Source organism: Actinospica sp. (genome assembly GCF_035552695.1).
Taxonomy (GTDB): Bacteria; Actinomycetota; Actinomycetes; order Streptomycetales; family Catenulisporaceae; genus Actinospica.
Map to the genome: position 1 here is coordinate 1 of NZ_DASZKT010000167.1, position 18,144 is coordinate 18,144.

Annotated in this window: 19 protein-coding genes; 9 read left to right on the forward strand and 10 right to left on the reverse strand. The window is 70.1% G+C overall.

The features are described 5' to 3' along the window. Window positions 1–5: 5 nt before the first annotated feature. On the reverse strand, window positions 6–665 hold the full coding sequence (locus tag VG296_RS19745; protein ID WP_325567684.1) for a TetR/AcrR family transcriptional regulator: 660 nt from the start codon (window positions 663–665) through the stop codon (window positions 6–8). An 84-nt stretch (window positions 666–749) separates the two neighbouring features. On the opposite strand from VG296_RS19745, the gene VG296_RS19750 reads away from it, so the two are divergent. From VG296_RS19750 to VG296_RS19760, 3 genes are all read left to right on the forward strand, one after another. Continuing rightward, a complete protein-coding gene (locus VG296_RS19750) occupies window positions 750–2,021 on the forward strand; it encodes an acyl-CoA dehydrogenase family protein (RefSeq protein ID WP_325567686.1) in 1,272 nt (423 codons plus the stop codon). 389 nt (window positions 2,022–2,410) lie between these two features. Continuing rightward, window positions 2,411–3,649: a cytochrome P450 gene (locus VG296_RS19755; protein WP_325567688.1), complete on the forward strand. Its 1,239-nt coding sequence runs from the start codon at window positions 2,411–2,413 to the stop codon at window positions 3,647–3,649. Window positions 3,650–3,666: 17 nt separating this feature from the next. Next, window positions 3,667–3,861 carry a ferredoxin gene (locus VG296_RS19760; RefSeq protein ID WP_325567690.1) on the forward strand — a complete coding sequence of 65 codons (195 nt, stop codon included), beginning with the start codon at window positions 3,667–3,669 and terminating at the stop codon, window positions 3,859–3,861. 298 nt (window positions 3,862–4,159) lie between these two features. Here VG296_RS19760 and VG296_RS19765 read toward each other — a convergent pair whose 3' ends face one another. The 5 genes from VG296_RS19765 to VG296_RS19785 form a co-directional block, all read right to left on the reverse strand. Further along, window positions 4,160–5,239 carry an ABC transporter ATP-binding protein gene (locus VG296_RS19765; RefSeq protein WP_349259631.1) on the reverse strand — a complete coding sequence of 360 codons (1,080 nt, stop codon included), beginning with the start codon at window positions 5,237–5,239 and terminating at the stop codon, window positions 4,160–4,162. A 12-nt stretch (window positions 5,240–5,251) separates the two neighbouring features. Beyond that, complete coding sequence (locus VG296_RS19770; RefSeq protein WP_325567694.1) at window positions 5,252–6,844, reverse strand: iron ABC transporter permease; 1,593 nt, start codon at window positions 6,842–6,844, stop codon at window positions 5,252–5,254. After that, the gene (locus VG296_RS19775; RefSeq protein WP_325567696.1) at window positions 6,841–7,893 is read right to left on the reverse strand and encodes an extracellular solute-binding protein; all 1,053 of its coding nucleotides are present in this window, start codon (window positions 7,891–7,893) and stop codon (window positions 6,841–6,843) included. The genes VG296_RS19770 and VG296_RS19775 overlap by 4 nt, the downstream gene beginning before the upstream one ends. A gap of 175 nt (window positions 7,894–8,068) precedes the next feature. After that, on the reverse strand, window positions 8,069–9,442 hold the full coding sequence (locus VG296_RS19780; protein WP_325567699.1) for a HAMP domain-containing sensor histidine kinase: 1,374 nt from the start codon (window positions 9,440–9,442) through the stop codon (window positions 8,069–8,071). Window positions 9,443–9,444: 2 nt separating this feature from the next. Further along, complete coding sequence (locus VG296_RS19785; RefSeq protein ID WP_325567701.1) at window positions 9,445–10,119, reverse strand: response regulator transcription factor; 675 nt, start codon at window positions 10,117–10,119, stop codon at window positions 9,445–9,447. Window positions 10,120–10,229: 110 nt separating this feature from the next. Here VG296_RS19785 and VG296_RS19790 point away from each other — a divergent pair, with 110 nt between their 5' ends. The 6 genes from VG296_RS19790 to VG296_RS19815 all read left to right on the forward strand — a co-directional run bounded on the left by VG296_RS19790 (window position 10,230) and on the right by VG296_RS19815 (window position 15,013). Next, window positions 10,230–11,057 (forward strand): hypothetical protein, encoded by an 828-nt coding sequence (locus tag VG296_RS19790; protein ID WP_325567703.1) that lies wholly within the window; start codon window positions 10,230–10,232, stop codon window positions 11,055–11,057. Window positions 11,058–11,147: 90 nt separating this feature from the next. Continuing rightward, window positions 11,148–11,612 (forward strand): phage tail protein, encoded by a 465-nt coding sequence (locus tag VG296_RS19795; protein ID WP_325567705.1) that lies wholly within the window; start codon window positions 11,148–11,150, stop codon window positions 11,610–11,612. Between the two features lie 163 nt (window positions 11,613–11,775). Next, a complete protein-coding gene (locus VG296_RS19800; protein ID WP_325567707.1) occupies window positions 11,776–12,828 on the forward strand; it encodes an acyl-CoA desaturase in 1,053 nt (350 codons plus the stop codon). A 107-nt stretch (window positions 12,829–12,935) separates the two neighbouring features. After that, window positions 12,936–13,439, forward strand: coding sequence for a lipopolysaccharide assembly protein LapA domain-containing protein (locus VG296_RS19805; protein ID WP_325567709.1), 504 nt, complete (start codon window positions 12,936–12,938; stop codon window positions 13,437–13,439). Between the two features lie 58 nt (window positions 13,440–13,497). Beyond that, window positions 13,498–14,223, forward strand: coding sequence for an ANTAR domain-containing protein (locus VG296_RS19810; RefSeq protein WP_325567711.1), 726 nt, complete (start codon window positions 13,498–13,500; stop codon window positions 14,221–14,223). 64 nt (window positions 14,224–14,287) lie between these two features. Continuing rightward, window positions 14,288–15,013 (forward strand): GAF and ANTAR domain-containing protein, encoded by a 726-nt coding sequence (locus tag VG296_RS19815; protein ID WP_325567713.1) that lies wholly within the window; start codon window positions 14,288–14,290, stop codon window positions 15,011–15,013. On the opposite strand, the gene VG296_RS19820 is transcribed toward VG296_RS19815, so the two are convergent. From VG296_RS19820 to VG296_RS19835, 4 genes are all read right to left on the reverse strand, one after another. Further along, window positions 15,010–15,879 (reverse strand): LLM class flavin-dependent oxidoreductase, encoded by an 870-nt coding sequence (locus VG296_RS19820; protein ID WP_325567715.1) that lies wholly within the window; start codon window positions 15,877–15,879, stop codon window positions 15,010–15,012. The two genes, VG296_RS19815 and VG296_RS19820, sit on opposite strands and share 4 nt — an antisense overlap. An 8-nt stretch (window positions 15,880–15,887) precedes the next feature. Next, the gene (locus tag VG296_RS19825; protein WP_325567717.1) at window positions 15,888–16,829 is read right to left on the reverse strand and encodes an alpha/beta hydrolase family protein; all 942 of its coding nucleotides are present in this window, start codon (window positions 16,827–16,829) and stop codon (window positions 15,888–15,890) included. Window positions 16,830–16,963: 134 nt separating this feature from the next. Beyond that, window positions 16,964–17,557 (reverse strand): TetR/AcrR family transcriptional regulator, encoded by a 594-nt coding sequence (locus VG296_RS19830; RefSeq protein ID WP_325567719.1) that lies wholly within the window; start codon window positions 17,555–17,557, stop codon window positions 16,964–16,966. A 152-nt stretch (window positions 17,558–17,709) separates the two neighbouring features. Beyond that, on the reverse strand, window positions 17,710–18,138 hold the full coding sequence (locus VG296_RS19835) for an OsmC family peroxiredoxin (RefSeq protein ID WP_325567721.1): 429 nt from the start codon (window positions 18,136–18,138) through the stop codon (window positions 17,710–17,712). Window positions 18,139–18,144 lie beyond the last annotated feature (6 nt).

An 18,144-nucleotide genomic window follows, 5' to 3' on the forward strand; every position in this document is an offset into this window, starting at 1 on the left:
GCCGGTCACTCCGCGGCGGCCGGTTCCGGCGGTGCCCACACCTCGCCGCCGAGCACCTGCCGCATGCCGACCCACATCATCCCCATCAGCCGCAGCGTCACCCGCTCCGGCGACTCGCCCGGGTGACGCTCCATCCAGTCGGTCAGCGAGTCCGCCGCGCCGACGAGCGCGTGCGCCACGAAGTCGGCATCCGCGTCTCCGAGGTGTATCTGCGTCGGACTCAGCGCGATGCCCTCGAGCACGAGTTTGCGGACCTCGTCGAGGATCGAATGCCTGGCCTTGCTGATCTCCTCGGCGATGGTCGGGCCGAGGTCGGGCGCCTGCCGGTGCAGCACGGCCCAGCTGTCCCGATGGTCGGCGACGAAGCCGAAGAACGCCTGCAATCCGGCCCAGAGCCGCAGTTCGGAGGTGCCGCCGCCGATCGCGGCGTCCTGGAACGCCGCGACCAGGCGCTGCTCCTCGCGGCGCAGGCAGGCGAGGAACAAGCCCTCCTTGGACTCCAGATACAGGTACACGAGGGGCTTGGAGACCCCGGCCTGCTCGGCGATCTCGTCCACCGAGGCCGCGCTGTAGCCGCGCCGGGCGAAGACCTGGATCGCGCAGTCGATGATCTGCTGTTCCCGCTCGCCGCGCGGCAGCCGCCGCCGGGTCCGTTCCTCGTTCATCGCGCGCACCTTGTCACCTTAGTGCCGGGCCGGGTACCTTACTGACCCGTCAACTTACTCTAAAGTCAGGAACTGGGCAGCGCCATGACCGGATTCTCGCTGGAATTGACCGAGGAGCAGCGGGAGCTGCGCGAGTGGGTGCACGGCTTCGCGCGGGACGTGGTGCGCCCGGCCGCACCCGAGTGGGACGAGCGCGAGGAGACCCCGTGGCCGGTGATCCAGGAGGCCGCGAAGATCGGGCTCTACGGCTTCGAATCCCTCGCCGAGCTGTTCGGCGACCCGACCGGGCTGTCGCTGCAGATCGCCAACGAGGAGCTGTTCTGGGGCGACGCGGGCATCGGCATGGCGCTGTTCGGCACGTCGCTCGCCGTGGCGGGGATCTTCGCCGCGGGCACCCAGGAGCAGCTGCTCGAGTGGGTGCCGCAGTGCTTCGGTGACAAGGAGGAGCCGAAGGTCGCGGCGTTCTGCGTCTCCGAGCCGCAGGCCGGGTCCGATGTCAGCGGTCTGCGGACCCGGGCCCGGTACGACGAGGCCAAGGACGAGTGGGTCATCTCGGGCCAGAAGGCCTGGATCACCAACGGCGGCATCGCGAACGTGCACGTCGTCGTGGCGAGCGTGGAACCCGACCTCGGCTCGCGCGGACAGGCGGCCTTCGTCGTCCCGCCGGGCACGAAGGGCCTGGAGGCCAGCCGCAAGATCAAGAAGCTGGGCCTGCGCGCGTCGCACACCGCGGACGTGTTCCTGGACGAGGTCCGCGTCCCCGGCGGCTGCCTGCTCGGCGGCAGCGAGCGGCTGGAGCGGCGCATCGCGAAGGCCCGCGAGCGCCTGGCCGCGGCCGAGGCGGCGGCGACCGGCACCCGCGAGCAGCGCACCGCTCAGGCCCAGGGCCAGGCTCAGCAGGCTGCGATGGCCACCTTCGAGGTCAGCCGCCCCACCGTCGGCGCCCAGGCCCTCGGCATCGCCCGCGCCGCGTACGAATACGCCCTCGAATACGCCGGCCGGCGCGAGGCCTTCGGCCGCCCGATCATCGAGAACCAGGCGATCGCCTTCTCGCTGGCCGACATCCGCACCGAGATCGAGATGGTCAGGCTGCTGATCTGGCAGGCCTCCTGGATGGCCCGCAACGGCAAGCCCTTCGACGCGGCCCAGGGCTCCATGTCCAAACTCCGCGCCGGCGAACTAGCCGTCGCCGCCACCGAGAAGGCCATCCAGATCCTCGGCGGCGCCGGCTACAGCCGCGAACACCCCGTCGAGCGCATGTACCGCGACGCGAAGATCTACACCATCTTCGAAGGGACGAGCGAGATCCAGCGCCTCGTCATCGCCCGTGCCATCTCCGGCCGCTACATCCGCTGATTTCACATGCAGAACTATCGTAGTTTGGCACGGCGAGGCCAGGGTCAATGGCCATGAGTTAGGTTGTTCCGTGGGATGACTCAGCTCGTGTCCGATGGTGCGAAAGTTCTCCCGGTCCGGCTTGTTGACGAGGCGTCGATCGGCTTGCTGGCCAGTGTTTCCCGATCATCGGTGAATCCCGCCATTCAATCTGAGGATCTACACCTTCTTCGAAGGACAGAGCGAGATCCAGCGCCTCGTCATCGCGCGCGCCATCTCCGGCCGCCGCATCCGCTGGAATCAGGGTTCTGCGCCAAGAAGCATAGACATTCTATATAGATCGCTGATACGGTCGGTAGCGAACAGGTCGCCCCTCGACGACGAGAGAACTTCGGAAAGGGCGAAGCACCATGAACCCCGTCTCCGCACCCACCCATGACGCGTTGACGACCGAGATCCCCGACTACCCCATGGCCCGCGCTGCGGGCTGCCCCTTCGATCCGCCGCCCGCGCTCGGCGAGTTGCGCAGCCACGCCCCGATCAGCCGGGTCCGGCTCTGGGACGGCAGCACCCCGTGGCTGATCAGCCGCTTCGAGGACCAGCGGGCGCTGCTCGGTGATCCGCGGGTCAGCGCGGACTCCCGGCGCTCCGGGTATCCGCACCAGTCCGCCGGGCTCAAGGCTCGCCGGACCGAGAGCAGCACCTTCATCAACCGGGACGACCCCGAGCATGCCCGGCAGCGCCGGATGGTCACCGCGGCCTTCTCCATCAAGCGGGTGGACGCGCTGCGGCCGGCCATCCAGCGGATCGTCGACGGGCTGATCGACGAGCTGCTGGCCGGGCCGAAGCCGGTCGACCTGGTCCAGGCCTTCGCGTTGCCGGTCCCCTCGCTGGTGATCTGCGAGTTGCTCGGCGTCCCGTACGCGGACCACGAGTTCTTCCAGACTCGCAGCAAGGCCCTGATCAAGCAGACCGCCACGCCCGAGGAGTCGGTGGCGACCGTCCGGGAGCTGCTGGAGTACCTCGACGGGCTGGTCGGCGAGAAGCTCGAGCACCCGGCCGACGACCTGCTGTCTCTGGTCGCCGAGCGGGTTCGCGCGGGCGAGCTCACCCGGAGCGAGGCCGCGGGCATGGGCCAGCTGTTGCTGGTGGCCGGGCACGAGACCACCGCGAACATGATCGCGCTCGGCACGCTGGCGCTGATCCAGCACCCCGATCAGCTCGCCCGGGTGCGGGAGAGCGAGGACCCGAAGCTGATCGCGTCGGCGGTCGAAGAACTGCTGCGCTACCTCAACATCGTGCACGCCGGACGGCGCCGGGTGGCCCTGGATGACATCGAGATCGGCGGGGTGACCGTGCGCGCCGGCGAGGGCCTCGTGCTGGCCAACGACGTCGGCAACCGCGACCCCGAGGTCTTCGCCGAGCCCGACCGGCTGGACGTCGGCCGCAACCCGCGCCAGCACGTCGCGTTCGGCTTCGGCGTGCACCAGTGCCTGGGCCAGCCGCTGGCCCGGGTGGAGTTGCAGATCGTTTACGGCACGCTGTACCGCCGCATCCCGGAGTTGCGGCTCGCCGCGGATATCGAGGAGATCCCGTTGAAGCACGACGGGCTGGTGTACGGCGTCTACGAGCTCCCGGTTACCTGGTGAGCGGGACAGGAGAAACCATGCAGGTGATCATCGACCAGGACAAGTGCGTCGGCTCCGGCCAGTGTGTGCTCTCCGCGCCCGACGTGTTCGACCAGCGCGAGGAGGACGGCATCGTCGTCCTGCTCGCCGAGAACCCGCCGCAGGACGCGGCCGAAGCGGTTCGCGAGGCCGCCGCCCTGTGCCCGGCGCTGGCCATCGCGCTGGAAGAGTAGCAGGCTTCTGAGCCCCACTCGCGCACCGACATGTCGTTGCCCGCTGGAGCGATCCGGCGGGCAACGACGCGTCTCAGCTCGACCTGGCGCGCCTCACCTTCCCCGACCACAGTCGACCGCCCCGGATAGAGGGCGGTGAGGAGGAGCGAGGCGTTGAGGTAGTCGACGCAGGTGCCGGTCGCCGAGCCAGGAAGGGAATTGTTGCTTCGTCCCGCTCTACACGCGGGTATCTGGCCGAGGCGCACGAGCGTCCACCGGGTGCGGTTGACGCCGCGATCGCACTGTTCGACCCACCCGATCAGGCCGGCTGGGCCCACGTGGTCACCGGTCCGCGGACGGTGAGTCTGACCGTGGTGCCCACGTTCACGGGTGGGCCCGCGGGAAGCCTGGCCAACAGTGTCTCCGGCAAGGGCTGCCCCGCGGCGGCGCGCGGCGCGGCGTGTGTGCGGATGGTGAGCATCATGTCGTGGCCGAAGTAGTCGCAGCGTTCGACGATTCCGCGGGTACCGTCGGCGTCGTCCGGGTTCGCGACGTGCACATTGAGCTGCTCGGGCCGGATCAGTGCGATGGCGACGCCGTTTTCGGGCGTGTCGCCGCGCGCGTCGAGCGGTCCGAGGGGGCCGGCGTCGATGCCTTGCGGAGTGAACGCCGCGGGGACGAGGTTCGCCTCGCCGATGAAGCGAGCCACCTGTGCGTCGGCGGGGGAGTCGTAGAGCTCTTGCGCGGTCCCGCACTGAACGACCCGGCCCTCGCGCAACACGGCGATGCGGTCGGCGGCGGACAGCGCCTCGTCCTGATCGTGGGTGACCAGGATCGCCGTGCAGGCCGTGGCGCGGAGGATCCCGATGACCTCGGTGCGCACGCTGGCGCGCAGTGCGGCGTCGAGGGCTGAGAAGGGCTCGTCGAGGAGGACCAGGTCCGGGCTCGGGGCCAGGGCGCGGGCGAGGGCGACGCGCTGTTGCTGGCCGCCGGAGAGCTGATGCGGATAGCGTTCGGCCATCGCGCTCAGACCGGTGAGTTCGAGCAGTTCCTCGACGCGGCCGGAGCGGCGCCGCGCGCGGGCCAGGCCGAAGCCGATGTTGGCGCGAACCGTCAGGTGCGGGAAGAGCGCGCCGTCCTGCGGCACGTAGCCGATGCGGCGCTTCTCCGGGGCCTCGGCGCGCCGCGCGTCGTCCACGGTCCGGCCGTCGATTTCGATGCGGCCCTGGTCGGCGCGTTCGAAGCCGGCCAGCAGGCGCAGCAGCGTGGTCTTGCCGCTGCCGGAGGGGCCGAGCACGGCGGCGATCGTGCCGGGCTCGATGGTGAGATCGACGCCGCGCAGCACCGGCGTCGCGCCGTACGACTTATGCAGGGAGCTGATGCTCACTAACGGGGTCATCGCCATGAGTGCTCAGGCTCCTCGTTGCTTGTCGAACCAGCGGCCGATCAGGTAGCTCGGCACGAGCGCGATCGCGACGATCGCGGCCGCGTAGGGCGCGGCGGCTGCGTAGGACTGATCGTTCTGGTACGCCCAGAACTGCGTGGCCAGGGTCTCGACGCCGGTGGGCAGCAGGATCAGCGTCGCGGTCAGTTCGGTGACCACCGACAGGAAGACCAGGCAGAGGCCCGCCGCGAGACCGGGGGCCATCAGCGGCAGCGTCACCTTGGCCAGTACGACGATCGGCCGCTTGCCGAGCGAGCGCGCCGCCTCCTCCAGTCGCGCGGGGGCGTGGGCGAGCGAGGCGCGGGCGCAGACGATGGCGAGCGGGCAGAAGAGGATCGAGTAGCCGAGCACCATCAACAACGGGGTCTGATACAGGGCGAAGGCGAACTTGACGCTGAAGAACACCAGGGCCAGCGCGATGACGAGACCGGGTAAGCCCTGCACGCTCAACGCCACCGACTCCAGTATCCGGGAGAGCCACCCGGGATGGCGGTCCGCGAGCAGCGCGATGGGCAGCGCGAGCACGGTGGCCCCGACGGCCGCGAGCAGCGCGTACAGCACCGTCGTCTCGGTGGCGGCCGGAACCGTGGAGATGGCCGGGAGCGTGCTCACGCGGGGGCGGGTGAGCCAGTAGACGAGCGTGGAGATCGGCACGCCGAGGGAGAGCCCGGTCAGCAGCACGCATCCGGCGGTGACCGGGATCGCGCGCGGGCCGAGGCGGTAGCGGATCGGGGGACGCCGGGCGGAGCCGCTCGCGCGCGCCGCGCGTCCGCGGTGCTCGGTCGCGAAATGCCGTGCGGCCAGCACGCCGAGGCCGAGCAGGACCAGTACCAGGGCGAGTGAGCTGGCGGCCGAGGAGGAGAACGCGAGGGTGAACTCGGTGTAGATCGTCGTGGTGAAGGTCTGGAAGCGCAAGATCTCGAAAGCGCCGTACTCGGCCAGCAGCGCCAGACACACCATCAGGCAGCCGCCCAGGAGAGCAGGGCGGATCTGATGGAGGGTCACCTTGCGGAACACCGCGATCGGGCCGAGGCCCAGCGAACGCGCCGCCTCCTCCAGTCCAGGGTCTGAGGCGCGTAGCGCGGCCTTGACCGGTAGGTAGACCAGCGGGTTGAGGCTCAGGGTCATCACCAGGACCGCGCCGCCGAGCCCGTGCAGGGAAGGCCACAGCGAGGACCACGTGTAGCCGACGATGAAGTCCGGGATGGCCAGCGGCAGCAGGATGAGGGCGGACCACGCGCGCCGCAGCGGCAGGTCGGTGCGTTCGATCGCGAACGCGGCGGCGGTTCCGATCACGGCGCACGCCGCGGTCACGCACAACGCGAGTTCGACGGTGTTGGCCAGCAGGTGCGCGGTCAGCGAGCGGAACAGCAGCCGGGAAAGCGGACCCCAGCCGGTCTGTGCGGCCTGGACGCACAAGAACACCAGCGGCAGCAGAGCCAGCGCCGCCGCGGCGGCCGCGAGCGCCGATATGAGCGGCGGGCGGTGGGCCCTGCGTGCGCGGACGGGCGGCGCGGCATTCGCGGCGTCGCCCGTCGTGCTCTGCGTCTGCGTGCTCACAGCAGTTGTGCCTGCTGGAGCAGGGAGATCGCGGTCGATCCGTCGCCGAGGGCGTTGATCGAGACGGTACCGGGATGCAGGGTGGAGAGCGCGGGCATCTCGCTGTTGGCCGCGACGCCGGGCAGCAGCGGGTATTCGAAGCTGTCGGAGTCCGCGATGATCTTCTGGGCCGTCGCGGAGGCGAGGAACGTGATGAAGGTGGCGGCCGCGTCCTTGTGCTTGCTCGAGGCGAGGGTCGCGATGCCGGAGACGCTCATCACATAGCCCGGGTCGCCGTTCGCGAAGTAGGCGATGCGCGAGCCGGCCTTGCCGGTGCCGCCGTCATCGGCGGCCTGGCGGTACCAGTAGTAGTTGTCGACGATGCCGATCTGCACCTGGCCGGCGTCGACGTCCTTGCTGACGGTCTCGTTGTCGGGCAGCAGGTGGTCGGCGGCGTTCGCCTTCAGGCCGCTGAGCCACGCGGCCGCGCGCGCGGTGCCGTACTTCGCCGCGATGGCCGTGATCACGGGCTGCAGGTCCGTCTCGGTGCCGGCGAAGGCGAGCTTGCCCTTCCACTGCGGATCCGCGAGCGAGAGCGCCGAGGTGGGCGTCTGCGCGGCCGGCACGCTGTCGGCCACCACCATGCAGGTCACCCGCGCGGTGATGCCGACCCAGTCACCCTGCGGGGAGTCGTATTTCGCGGGTATCGCGCCGAGCGCCGCGGCCGGTGCGGCGGCGAGCAGGCCCTTCTCCTGAAGCACTTCGAGGGCGGGGGAGTTCTCCGCGTAGAAGAGATCCGCGGGAGACTTCGAGCCCTCCTGCTGGATCTGCTGTGCCAGCGTCCCCTCGTCGTTCGACCGGACGCTGATCCTGATGGCCGGGTTCTGCTTCTCGAACGCGGTGACCAACGCGTCGGTCGTCTGCTCGTGCTGGCCGCTGTACATGACCAACGTGGTGACACCGGACTGCGCCGCGGCCGGAGACTTGCCGCCGAGGGCGCTGCACCCGGTGGCGGCGACCGCGAGGACGAGGCCCGGCACGGCGGCGGCGAGAAGGCGGGTACGGCGCATATGGGCGGCTCCAAGTCGTGCGCGGCGCGTGAATATCTGATGAGTAAGGCGAGCCTTACCTTATCAGTGGCTCGGCGTGGCGCGACGAGGGGTGGGAGGTCCGCCGGACCATCGACTGGCGATGCGTGTCGCCGGGCTCGGGCCGCGCGACCCGGGTGCGGGGCGTCGCGCCGGCCTACGAGACCGGCATCGCGGCCGCCCGGGGGAGCCTCACCTCGAAGCGCGCACCGATCGGGGTCCGCGCCAGCACCACGTCTCCGCCCGCGCCCCGGGCGAGCCGGCGGGCCAGCGGCAGACCGAGGCCGGGACCGCTGTGGCCGTCGGCCGGATCGGCCCGGCTCCCGGCCCGGAAGATCTCTTCCGCGAGGTCGGCCGGGACGCCGGGGCCGTCGTCGGCGACCGAAAGCACCACTCCGTCGGCCGTCTCGTGGCAGGCGAGGGTGACCTGCTCGACGGCGTAGCGGCAGGCATTGTCGAGCAGCGGGGACAGGATGCGTTCGAGGACGGCCGGGGGCACGACCGGCGTGCCCCCGCCGCCGATCACCGTGACCGTCGGGGTCGGAGGGCCGGGCGGGACCCGACGCGCGACGGTCCGCAGCACCTCCGCGGCTTGGCAGCGGCCGACTCCGGATCCGCCGCCGATGCCGAGTCCGGGCCTGGTGTCCGTCAGCAGAGTCTGGCAGATGACCCGCATCCGCTCGGCCGCCTCGGCGATCGCGGCGTGCGAATCGTGTTGCTGCTCGGCGCTGCGCGGACGGCTGCGAAGCCACTCGACCTCCGCGCACATCCGGGCGAGCGGGTTGCGCAGTTCATGGGAGAGTTCCGCGGTCAACCGCCGTTCATCGTGCAGCAGCGCGGTGATGCGGTCCAGCAACGCGTCGAGGTTCGTACCCAGCTCGGCCAGCTCGGCGGGACGGTCGGCCGACCCGAAGCGCTCTGCTGTGCCGACCGCGCTGCGCCGCGCGGCGTCGGCGCTCATCTCCGACACCGGGCGCATCGCGCGGCGCACGGCCAGCAGCGTCGCCAGATAGACGCAGCCGAGCAGGAGCATTCCGAGGGCCACGGATCCGACCAGCGCTATCCCTGCGGTGTACGTGTACGCGTCCGTACTCACCTGGGTGACGATCGTGCCGATCTGGCGGCCGTCCGTACGCACGGCGTCCGCGTACAAGCGCGAGCCGCCGGAGTCCGCGTACCGCTGGTCCTGACCGGCGAGCGCGTCCGCCGACGCGGTCAGCGAGCCGTCGGCGGACGGTTGCTCGATATTCTCCGTGCCCTGATAGATCCACACCCCGCTGTCCAGCACGGAGTCACCCGCGGCCTCCTGCACGGTCAGCGTGCCGTCCGGCGCCGCGCTCACCGTCGCCGCGATGGCCGCCGCGCGGGTACGCAGCTGCTGGTCGGCCTGATCCTGCAACAGATGATGCAGGATCAGGTTGAACGCGAGCGTCAGCCCGGCGATCCAGATCGCGGACAACAGCAGCGCGAGCAAAGCGAGCCTGCCGCGCAGCGTGGACGGCCGGGGCAGTCGGCGGCGGAGCGTCGGCATCGTCACACGAAGCGGTAGCCGACGCCGCGGACCGTGTCGACGACGTGCCCCGTCGACGCCTCGCGCAGCTTGCGGCGCACCCGGAGCAGGTATTGGTCCAGCGTGTTGTCGCTGACCTGCGCGCCCTCCGGCCATCCGGCCCGGACCAGCGTGCGCCGCCGCACCGCCGCGCCCGGCGAGGACATGAGGCAGCCCAGCAGCCGGAACTCAGTCGGGGTCAGCGCCACCGGCATCCGGCCGGGCACCTGCAGCGCGTGCGTGACCGGGTCGAGCCGGACCCGCTCGGCGGCCGATCCGCGCTCGGCGTCGCGGGCACGCCGGTGCAGCCCGGCGCGCAGCCGGGCCGCGAGTTCGGCCATGTGACAGGGCTTGCCCAGATAGTCGTCGCCGCCCGCCGAGAACCCGGAGAGCCGATCGGTCAGATTGTCGTGCGCGGTGAGGAAGACCACCGGTGCGTCCACGCCCGCCGCCCGCATCGCCTGGCACACGTCGCGCCCGTCGGCGTCCGGCAGGCCGACGTCCAGCACCACCGCGTTCACCGCGTGGTCCGCCTGGCGCAGGGCCGCGGCGCCGTCGGCCGCCGTGCGCACCGCGAAGCTCTCCTCACGCAGTCCCCTGGCGAGGACGTCGCGCAATCCCGGGTCGTCCTCCACGACCAGCACCAGAGGTTCGATCATGCTGGGAGTGTAGGGGCGGATCCTGTGAACGCTCTGAACGCGACACGCGCTGTCGCCGAACCGGCACGCGGTCAGGATACGTTCAGGCGGGACGCACCAGGCTCACCGATATGACCGACATCGATATCAGCGAAACCACCTCAGCCGCCGACGTCCCGTGGCAGGGCGGCCGTTCCCGGGCCTCGGCGATGATGAGCAAGGTACCCGAGGTCACCGCGTACTTCTGGGGAATCAAGGTTCTGTGCACCACCGTCGGTGAGACCGCGGCGGACTACCTCAACACGAATCTCAACTTCGGCCTGACCAACACGAGCTACGTCATGTCGGCGCTGCTGCTCCTGGTCCTGGTCGTGCAGTTCCGGGTGCGCCGCTACGTTCCGGTGATCTACTGGCTCGCCGTCGTGCTGATCAGCGTGGTCGGCACGCTGGTCAGCGACAATCTGACGGACAATCTCAACGTGCCGCTCACCACGACGACTCCCGTCTTCGCGGTGGCGCTCGCGATCACCTTCGCCGCCTGGTACCTGGTCGAGGGGACGCTCTCGATCCACTCCGTGCGCACCACCCGCCGAGAGTTCTTCTACTGGCTGACGATCCTGTTCACCTTCGCGCTCGGCACTTCGGCCGGCGACCTGGTGGCCGAGCGGATGAACGTCGGATACCTGCTCTCGGTGGCGTTGTTCGCCGGCGTCATCGCGCTGATCGCGGGCGCGCACTACCTGCTGCGGCTCAACGCCGTCCTCGCCTTCTGGCTCGCCTACATCGTCACCCGCCCGCTCGGTGCCTCGGTGGGCGACTACCTCTCCTCGGACCGCTCCGAAGGCGGCCTGGGCCTCGGCACCACAGGTACCAGTGCCCTGTTCCTCACCGCGATCCTCGGCCTGGTGGTCTACCTGAGCATCACCGGCCGTGACCGCGAGCAGCCGCTCACGCCCTGAGCCCGGCGGCGGCCGCGGTCCCGCTCGCGACTCCCCGGCTGAGGTATTCTTCGGCCAATGTGAACGACCATGAATGTTCGGGAGCCGGTAATGCCCAATACCGTGGATTTCAACGCGGTCTCGACCGCCGGTCTGGAGTCGTCGCCCGTCGCGGCCGCGCTCGCTGGTCTGCGAGCGAACGAGGCCCGCTACTTCAAGAACAAGTACGACCACGTCTTCATGGTGGAACCCGCGAGCGATGCCGAGGCCACCATCGACTGGGTGCACCGGATCCTCAAAGAAGAACGTGACATCGTGATCTCGTCTCGCCCTCTCGAGGCCACGGCCTTTCAGGTTGAGAATATCCGAATGGCTTACGTGTTCTACGAGAGCGGCCTGTCGATCAATGTGATGTACACGATCGACGACCTCGGCAAGCGCGCAGTGGGATTCAAGCTCTCCGACGGGATGGAAGTTCCCGCGGAGCTCGCCTCGCGGTTCAAGTTCGCGAGGCAGAAGTCGAAGCTGGCCGGAACGATTCGCGGTTCCTACTTCGTGGTCAAGAACGAGTACTAATCCACGCGGCAGCGCCCTTGGCCTGGGGCGCGGGCGGGCGCACACTGTAGGGGAGGGAATAGTACGGATTGTCAGCCACGGGCCTCTCGTAGTCCTGGTCCAGACCTTGCCGGCCTGGAGATCCGCCGCGCTGACGCGGTGAGGTGTCGGCGATGGAGGTTCCGTGGCCATAGATCAGGCCCGCGCGCCCGACGTGCACGCGGACGCAACGCGTGGGAGTGAGTTCGCCGGTCTTCTCGGGCAGGTCAGATCGGCCGGCCTGCTGAGGCGCAGACCTGGGTACTACGCGGTGAAGATCGCGTCGACGGTGCTCGCGCTGGGGGTCGGCGTGGCGGTGTTCGCCCTGGTCGGGGACTCGTGGTGGCAGCTGGCGGTAGCGGCATACCTGGCGGTGGTCTTCGCGCAGCTGGGGTTCATCGGGCACGACGCGGGGCACGGCCAGATCCGTCGCGGCGCCCGCGCCAACGCCCTGATCGGCGTGATCCACGCCAACGCGTTGATCGGGTTGAGCTACGGCTACTGGATCGACAAGCACAACCGCCACCACGCCCACCCCAACGAGCCCGAGCGCGATCCGGACGTCGGCACCGGGGCGCTCGCGTTCACCACGCAGGCCGCCGCCGGGCGCCGCGGCTTCGGTCGCGTGCTGGTGCGCTATCAAGCCTGGTATTTCGTGCCGCTGCTGTTGTTGCAGGCCGTGAGCCTGCACGTCAACAGCGTCGCCTGGCTGCTGCGGCAGCGGCGCGTGCGGTGGGGGGAGGCCGCGTTGCTGGGCATGCACATCGTCATCTACGTCACGGCTCTGTTGCTGGTTCTCTCGCCGGTGAAGGCGCTGGTCTTCGCCGCTGTGCACCAGGGGCTGCTCGGCCTGTATCTGGGCGGCGTGTTCGCACCCAACCACAAGGGCATGCCGATCGCGACCGGGCGCGACGCCGCGAGCTTCCTGCGCCGCCAGGTCCTCGCTTCGCGCGACGTGCGCCGCGGCTGGCTGGTCGACTGGGCGCTGGGCGGACTCAACTACCAGATCGAGCACCACCTTTTCCCGAGCATGCCGCGGGCCAACTTGAGGCGCGCCCAACCGATGGTGCGGGCCTACTGCACCCGGATCGGTCTGCCGTACCGCGAATGCAGCCTGCTCGACTCCTACGGCCAAGCCCTTCGGCACCTCGACGCGATGGGCGTCGTCGGCTCCCGCGCGATCGGCGAAGCGGGCTGAACTGCCACCTCATTGACCTCGAACAATCGTGGTAATTGTCGCGGAACGGGTACCCGGGACGGGTCGATCAGCGAACATGCCGGTCACGAACGAGAGGAGGACGAACCATGAGTGTCAGTTCCAACCTCGAAGGCGACCCCGAATCCCCGATCGCGGGCGAACCGGCCCAGGGCGCTCCGGAGACGGCCCCGCCCCCGGCAGCCGTACGGCGCGGTCCGAGGCATACTCCGACGCGGCCCGCCGCCATGCGACGCACCCGCCTCGGCGGGTTGTGGACGGTCGTCATACTCGGCGCCGTGATCCTGGTTCTGCTGCTGGTGTTCATCCTGCAGAACGGCCAGCGTGTCGAGATCCACCTCTACGGCGCGCACTGGAACGCGCCGCTCGGCGTGGCGCTGCTGATGGCCGCCGCGCTCGGCCTGCTCCTGGTCGTCGTGCCGGGCGCCGGCCGGATCTACCAGCTCAAGCGCGCGGCGCGCGGGCTGCACCGCGACCGGCTCGACCTCGCCGATCAGCTCGCGGCCAGCGCGGCGCCCGACCCGGCCGGGTCCGCCATCCGGAGCCGAAATGACCAGAACGACCAGAACGACCCCGCGACGAGAGTGCGGTAGCAGTAGAGTGGGCGCACCCCCGCCGGGCCTTTACACGGCGCCGAAGGAGGACCCGCCCGTGCTCAGCGACCAGATGGCTGCGGTCATCGCACTGGTGGGCGGAGGTGGGGATAAGGGCGTGGGTTTGTCCGTCGCCGCGGCCGGAGCGGCCGCCGCCGCGCTGGGTGTGGACGGGATCTGCGCGGGGGTGGGTACCGGTCCGGAGGGCGTGGTCTTGGCGTGGGGCCGTGAGGAGACGTCGACGGCGCTGGAGGAGGCCGCGTTCACGCTCGGCGAGGGGCCCGGGCGCGACTGCATGGCGGCCGGCGTGCCGGTGCTGGTGGACGACCTGTCCGGTGCCATGGCCCGCTGGCCCGTGTTCGCTCCCTTCGCGATGGATCTGGGAGTGCGCGCGATATTCGCGCTGCCGTTGCGGATCGGGGCGATCAGCGTCGGGACACTGCTGGCACACCGCGGCAGTCCCGGCTCCTTGCGCGGCGGGCAACTGATCGACGCGCTGGCCTTGGCCGACGCGCTCACCATGCTGCTGCTGCGGCGCGCTACGCGCGAGTCCGCGCGACCGACGGCCGGGGGCGAGGGGCCGAGCGCGGGCTGGGCGGCGCCGGTCACGCACCGGCTCGAGGTGCATCAGGCCACGGGAATGGTCAGCGTGCAATTGGGCGTGAGCCTGGCCGAGGCTCTGGTCCGTCTGCGCGCCTACGCCTACGCCAACGACCGGTCGCTGAACGAGGTCGCGGCCGACGTCGTTTCGCGCCGGTTGCGATTGGATGGCCCGGGCTCGTGAACGACGTCTACGCACCGACCCCGGTGTGCGGCCGACCCGCGCCGGGTGACGCTATCTTGGAGGTATGGCCGTGAGCCGGGAACGGGCATTGACCGAAGCGCTCGTGGAAGCCGCCGACACCTTGGTCGACGACTTCGATGTCATCGACTTCCTGCACACTCTCGCGAAACGATGTGTGCAGTTGCTCGGTGTGGATGCGGCCGGCTTGATGTTGGCCGACCAGTCCGGCGTGCTGCACGCCAGTGCCGCATCGAGTGAGAACGCCAGGCTGATGGAGTTGTTCGAGCTGCAGGCCGACGCCGGGCCGTGCCTGGACTGCTATCGCACCGCGACGCCCGTGGTCAACGCCGATCTGGATACGAACGCCCATCACTGGCCGCAGTTCGCCGAAGCCGCCCGCGCGCACGGGTTCGTCTCCGTGCACGCCCTGCCGCTGCGGCTGCGTGAGACGGTCATCGGCGCCCTGAACCTGTTCTGCTCCGGGCCCGAGCCCTTGGGCGAGGACGACGTGCGCATCGGCCAGGCGCTGGCGGATGTGGCCACCATCGGGATCCTGGCCCAGCGCGGCCTCGAGCAGGCCGATCTGATCGCCGCTCAGCTGCAGACCGCCTTGAACAGCCGGATCGCCATCGAGCAGGCGAAGGGAGTGCTGGCCGAGCGGCACGCGATCAGTGTCGACGAGGCATTCGTCGTATTGCGCCGGCACGCGCGCGACAACAACCTGCATTTGTCCGACCTCGCCCGGGCCGTGGCCAACGGCGCCCCGCTGGCGCAGATCAGCGAGGTCTAGGCGCTGATGAGTTCGTCGGCGACGAACCGTGCGACGTTGGCGGGGTAGGGCGCCGACAGCGCGAGGACGATGTGCCGGAAGCCCGCGTCGGTTGCCCCGCGGATCGTATCCCGGGTCGCGGCAGGATTGTCGTAGAAGACCGGCAGCACGATCGAGCGGGTGATCGAGGCGGGATCGCGCCCGATCTCGGTGCAGTATCGGTCCAGCAGCGCACTGCGCTCGATGGCGTCTTCGATGGCGCCGCCAGGCATGTTCCACAGGTCGGCGTGTTCGGCGACCACGCGCAGCGTCGCGGAAGATTGCCCGCCGATCATGATCGGCGGATGGGGACGCTGGACCGGCTTGGGGTTGCCGAACGCTCCGGTGAGCTGGTGATGCGTGCCGTGGAAGTCGAACGGCTTCGGCTCGGTCCACAACCGCCGGATCAGCGTGCAGGCTTCCGCAAGGCTCTCCACCGCGCTGGCGGTGTCGTGAAAGGGCAGGCCGTGGGCCTCGTACTCGCGGCGCGCGATCGGGTGGCTCGGGCGTGAGCCGACGCCGATGCCGAAGTCGAGCCGGCCGTCGGAGACGATGTCGACCGTCGTGGCGATCTTGGCCAGCAGTGCGGGCGGCCTGAAGCGGTTGCTGGTCACCAACACGCCGAGCCGCAGTCGCCGGGTGTGCGCGGCGAGGGCGGACAGCAGCGTCCAGCCCTCGTAGGCCGGTCCGTTCGGGTCGCCGGCGATCGGCATGAGGTGGTCGAACAGCCAGGCGTGTTCGATTTCCGGGATGGTGTCGGCCTCGCGCCAGACCCGCAGGATGTCGTGGCATTCGACCTGCATCGGAGCGGTCATGATCCCGAAGCGCGGAGTCAGTGATTGCGTCATGGTGTCGCCTACTTGCTCTGGAGCTTGCCGAGCGGGTTGGGGTCTTCCTCCAGCGCGGCGGCCGCCGCCTTCCAACCGGTGTCCCCTGAGTAGAGGGCGCCGCGCAGGAAGGCCGAGCTGAGCCGCTGGATCAGGGCGACGCGCGCCGGGCTCTCGTCAGTCGTCTCGGCGACCTCGTACCCGGAGATGCCGCCGAGCGAGTGCTCGGCCCCGTACAGGGTGAGCAGGCTCTTGGGTCCCGGGCTGTGCGTGTACGGGTCGGTGAACCAGTCCGGGCCGCGGGTGGAGAGCGCCGACTGGTCCCGGTCGCCGGCGACGATGAGAGCCGGGGCCGTCATGTGGTCGAAGGACGGCCTCATGAACGGCAGGTGCTCGGCGGCGAACGCCGTCAGGTCGTCGCCCAGCCCGGTCAGGGCGAGTAGCACGCCCGCCGTGACGCGCGGGTCGGACATGTCCTCGCCGGGAACGCCGTCGGAGTCGAGAACACGCGCGCCCAGCAGGGTGCTGGCCGTCTGCGCGCCCCAGGAATGCCCGGCCACTGCGATGCGGCCGCGGTCGACGCGCCCGGTAAGGCCCGGCACGACGGCTTCCAGCACGTCGAGTCCATCCAGCGCGCGGGCCAGGTCCTCGACACGGATGCGCCAGATCCGCGGCGTACGGGGGTCCTCGTGCGGAATGCCGAGCGTCCTGGAGTCGAGGTGCGTGGGCTGCACGACGACGAAGCCGTTGGCGGCCCAGTAGTCGGCCAGCGGGGCGTAGCCGTTCATCGACCAGCCGAAGCCGTGCGAGAACACGAGGACGGGCAGGTCGCCGCCGGTCGCGGGGGCGCAGACGCGGACCTGGAGGTCCTCGCCGCGGCCCGGGGCGGGCAGCAGGACCGGCTTCGCGGACACGACTGTGCCCGGTCCATCCGTCGTCCCGTGCGCGTTCGCGGTGATCGAATCGGACATGGAGGTGCCTTCCTTCAGATCCCGGGGTCCGCCGCGAAAGCTAAACGGAACCTTGTTCCGTCAACGATACGGAACATGGTCCGGCTTAGCAATCCGGGCCGGAAGGCGTGCGGTGATCAGCGGCGGGGCGCCGGTCAGCTCGGTCGGCGAAGCCCGGCGACGAGCAGCCCGACCAGGCGGCGGGCGTCGTAGCGGGGGTCGCTCTCCGCGCCGATGCAGAGGTTCCCGACCGCGCGCATGAGCTCGTAGGCCTCCAGGTCGGATCGGATCTCTCCCGCGGCGGCCGCCGCGTCGATCAGTCGATCGCACACCGGCAGGAGCCGGTCGAGGAAATAGGTGTGCAGCGCCTCGAACCCGGCCTCGTCGGACCGCAGCGCGGCGGCGAGTCCGTGCTTGGTGACCAGGAAGTCGACGAACTGGTTGATCCAGCGCGCCAGTGCGGCATACGGCGCCGGGCTGCTCGCCAGCAGACTCGATCCGGCCTTGGCCAAGGACTCGACCTGGTGCCGGTAGACGGCGATGATCAGGTCCGCCCGGGTGGGGAAGTGGCGGTAGATCGTGCCGGTCCCGACGCCGGCCTTGGCCGCGATGTCGCGGACCGGCGCCTCCACTCCCGACTTGACGAAGATCGCGGCCGCCGCGTCGAGCAGCGTCTCCTGGTTGCGCCGGGCGTCCGCTCGCCTCGGCCCGGCCACAGGCTCCGTGCCCGCGTCGCTGTCGCTCACCACGCCCACGCCATCCTTCCGCCCCGCCACTTACCGTCCCATGCGGAACGCCGTTCCAATGCACTTTCGGAGCGAAGTTCCGTTTGCTCCATCATGCCAGATCGGGCCGAGGTTGAGCGGCATGGGTTCAGGTGCGTGGGTTCAGGGGCGTGACGCTACTTCTTGAGGGATGCGGTCAGCGTGATCTCGGGGACTCCCGCCAGCGCCCGGCTGACCGGGCAGCCCGCCTTGGCCTTGCCGGCGAAGTCTTGGAACGCGGGCTCGTCGAGGCCCGGCACGGTGCCGACGGTGGTGAGCTCGATCTTGAGGATCGTGGGGACGCCGTCGACCGGGCGCAGGGTCACGGCCGCGTCGGTCTCGATGCCGTCGGCGGGGGAGCCGGCTTCCGCGAGCACGTTCGCGAGCGCCATGGAGAAGCACGTCGCGTGGGCCGCCGCGATGAGCTGCTCGGGGTTCGATCCCGGTCCGCCCTCGAAGCGGGACTTGTAGGTGACGCCGCCGCTGATGCTCTCCCCGGCCGTGAACGTTCCCGACCCGGAGGGGACGTCGCCGTTCCACTGGGCGTGCGCCTTCGATACCGGCATGGTGCC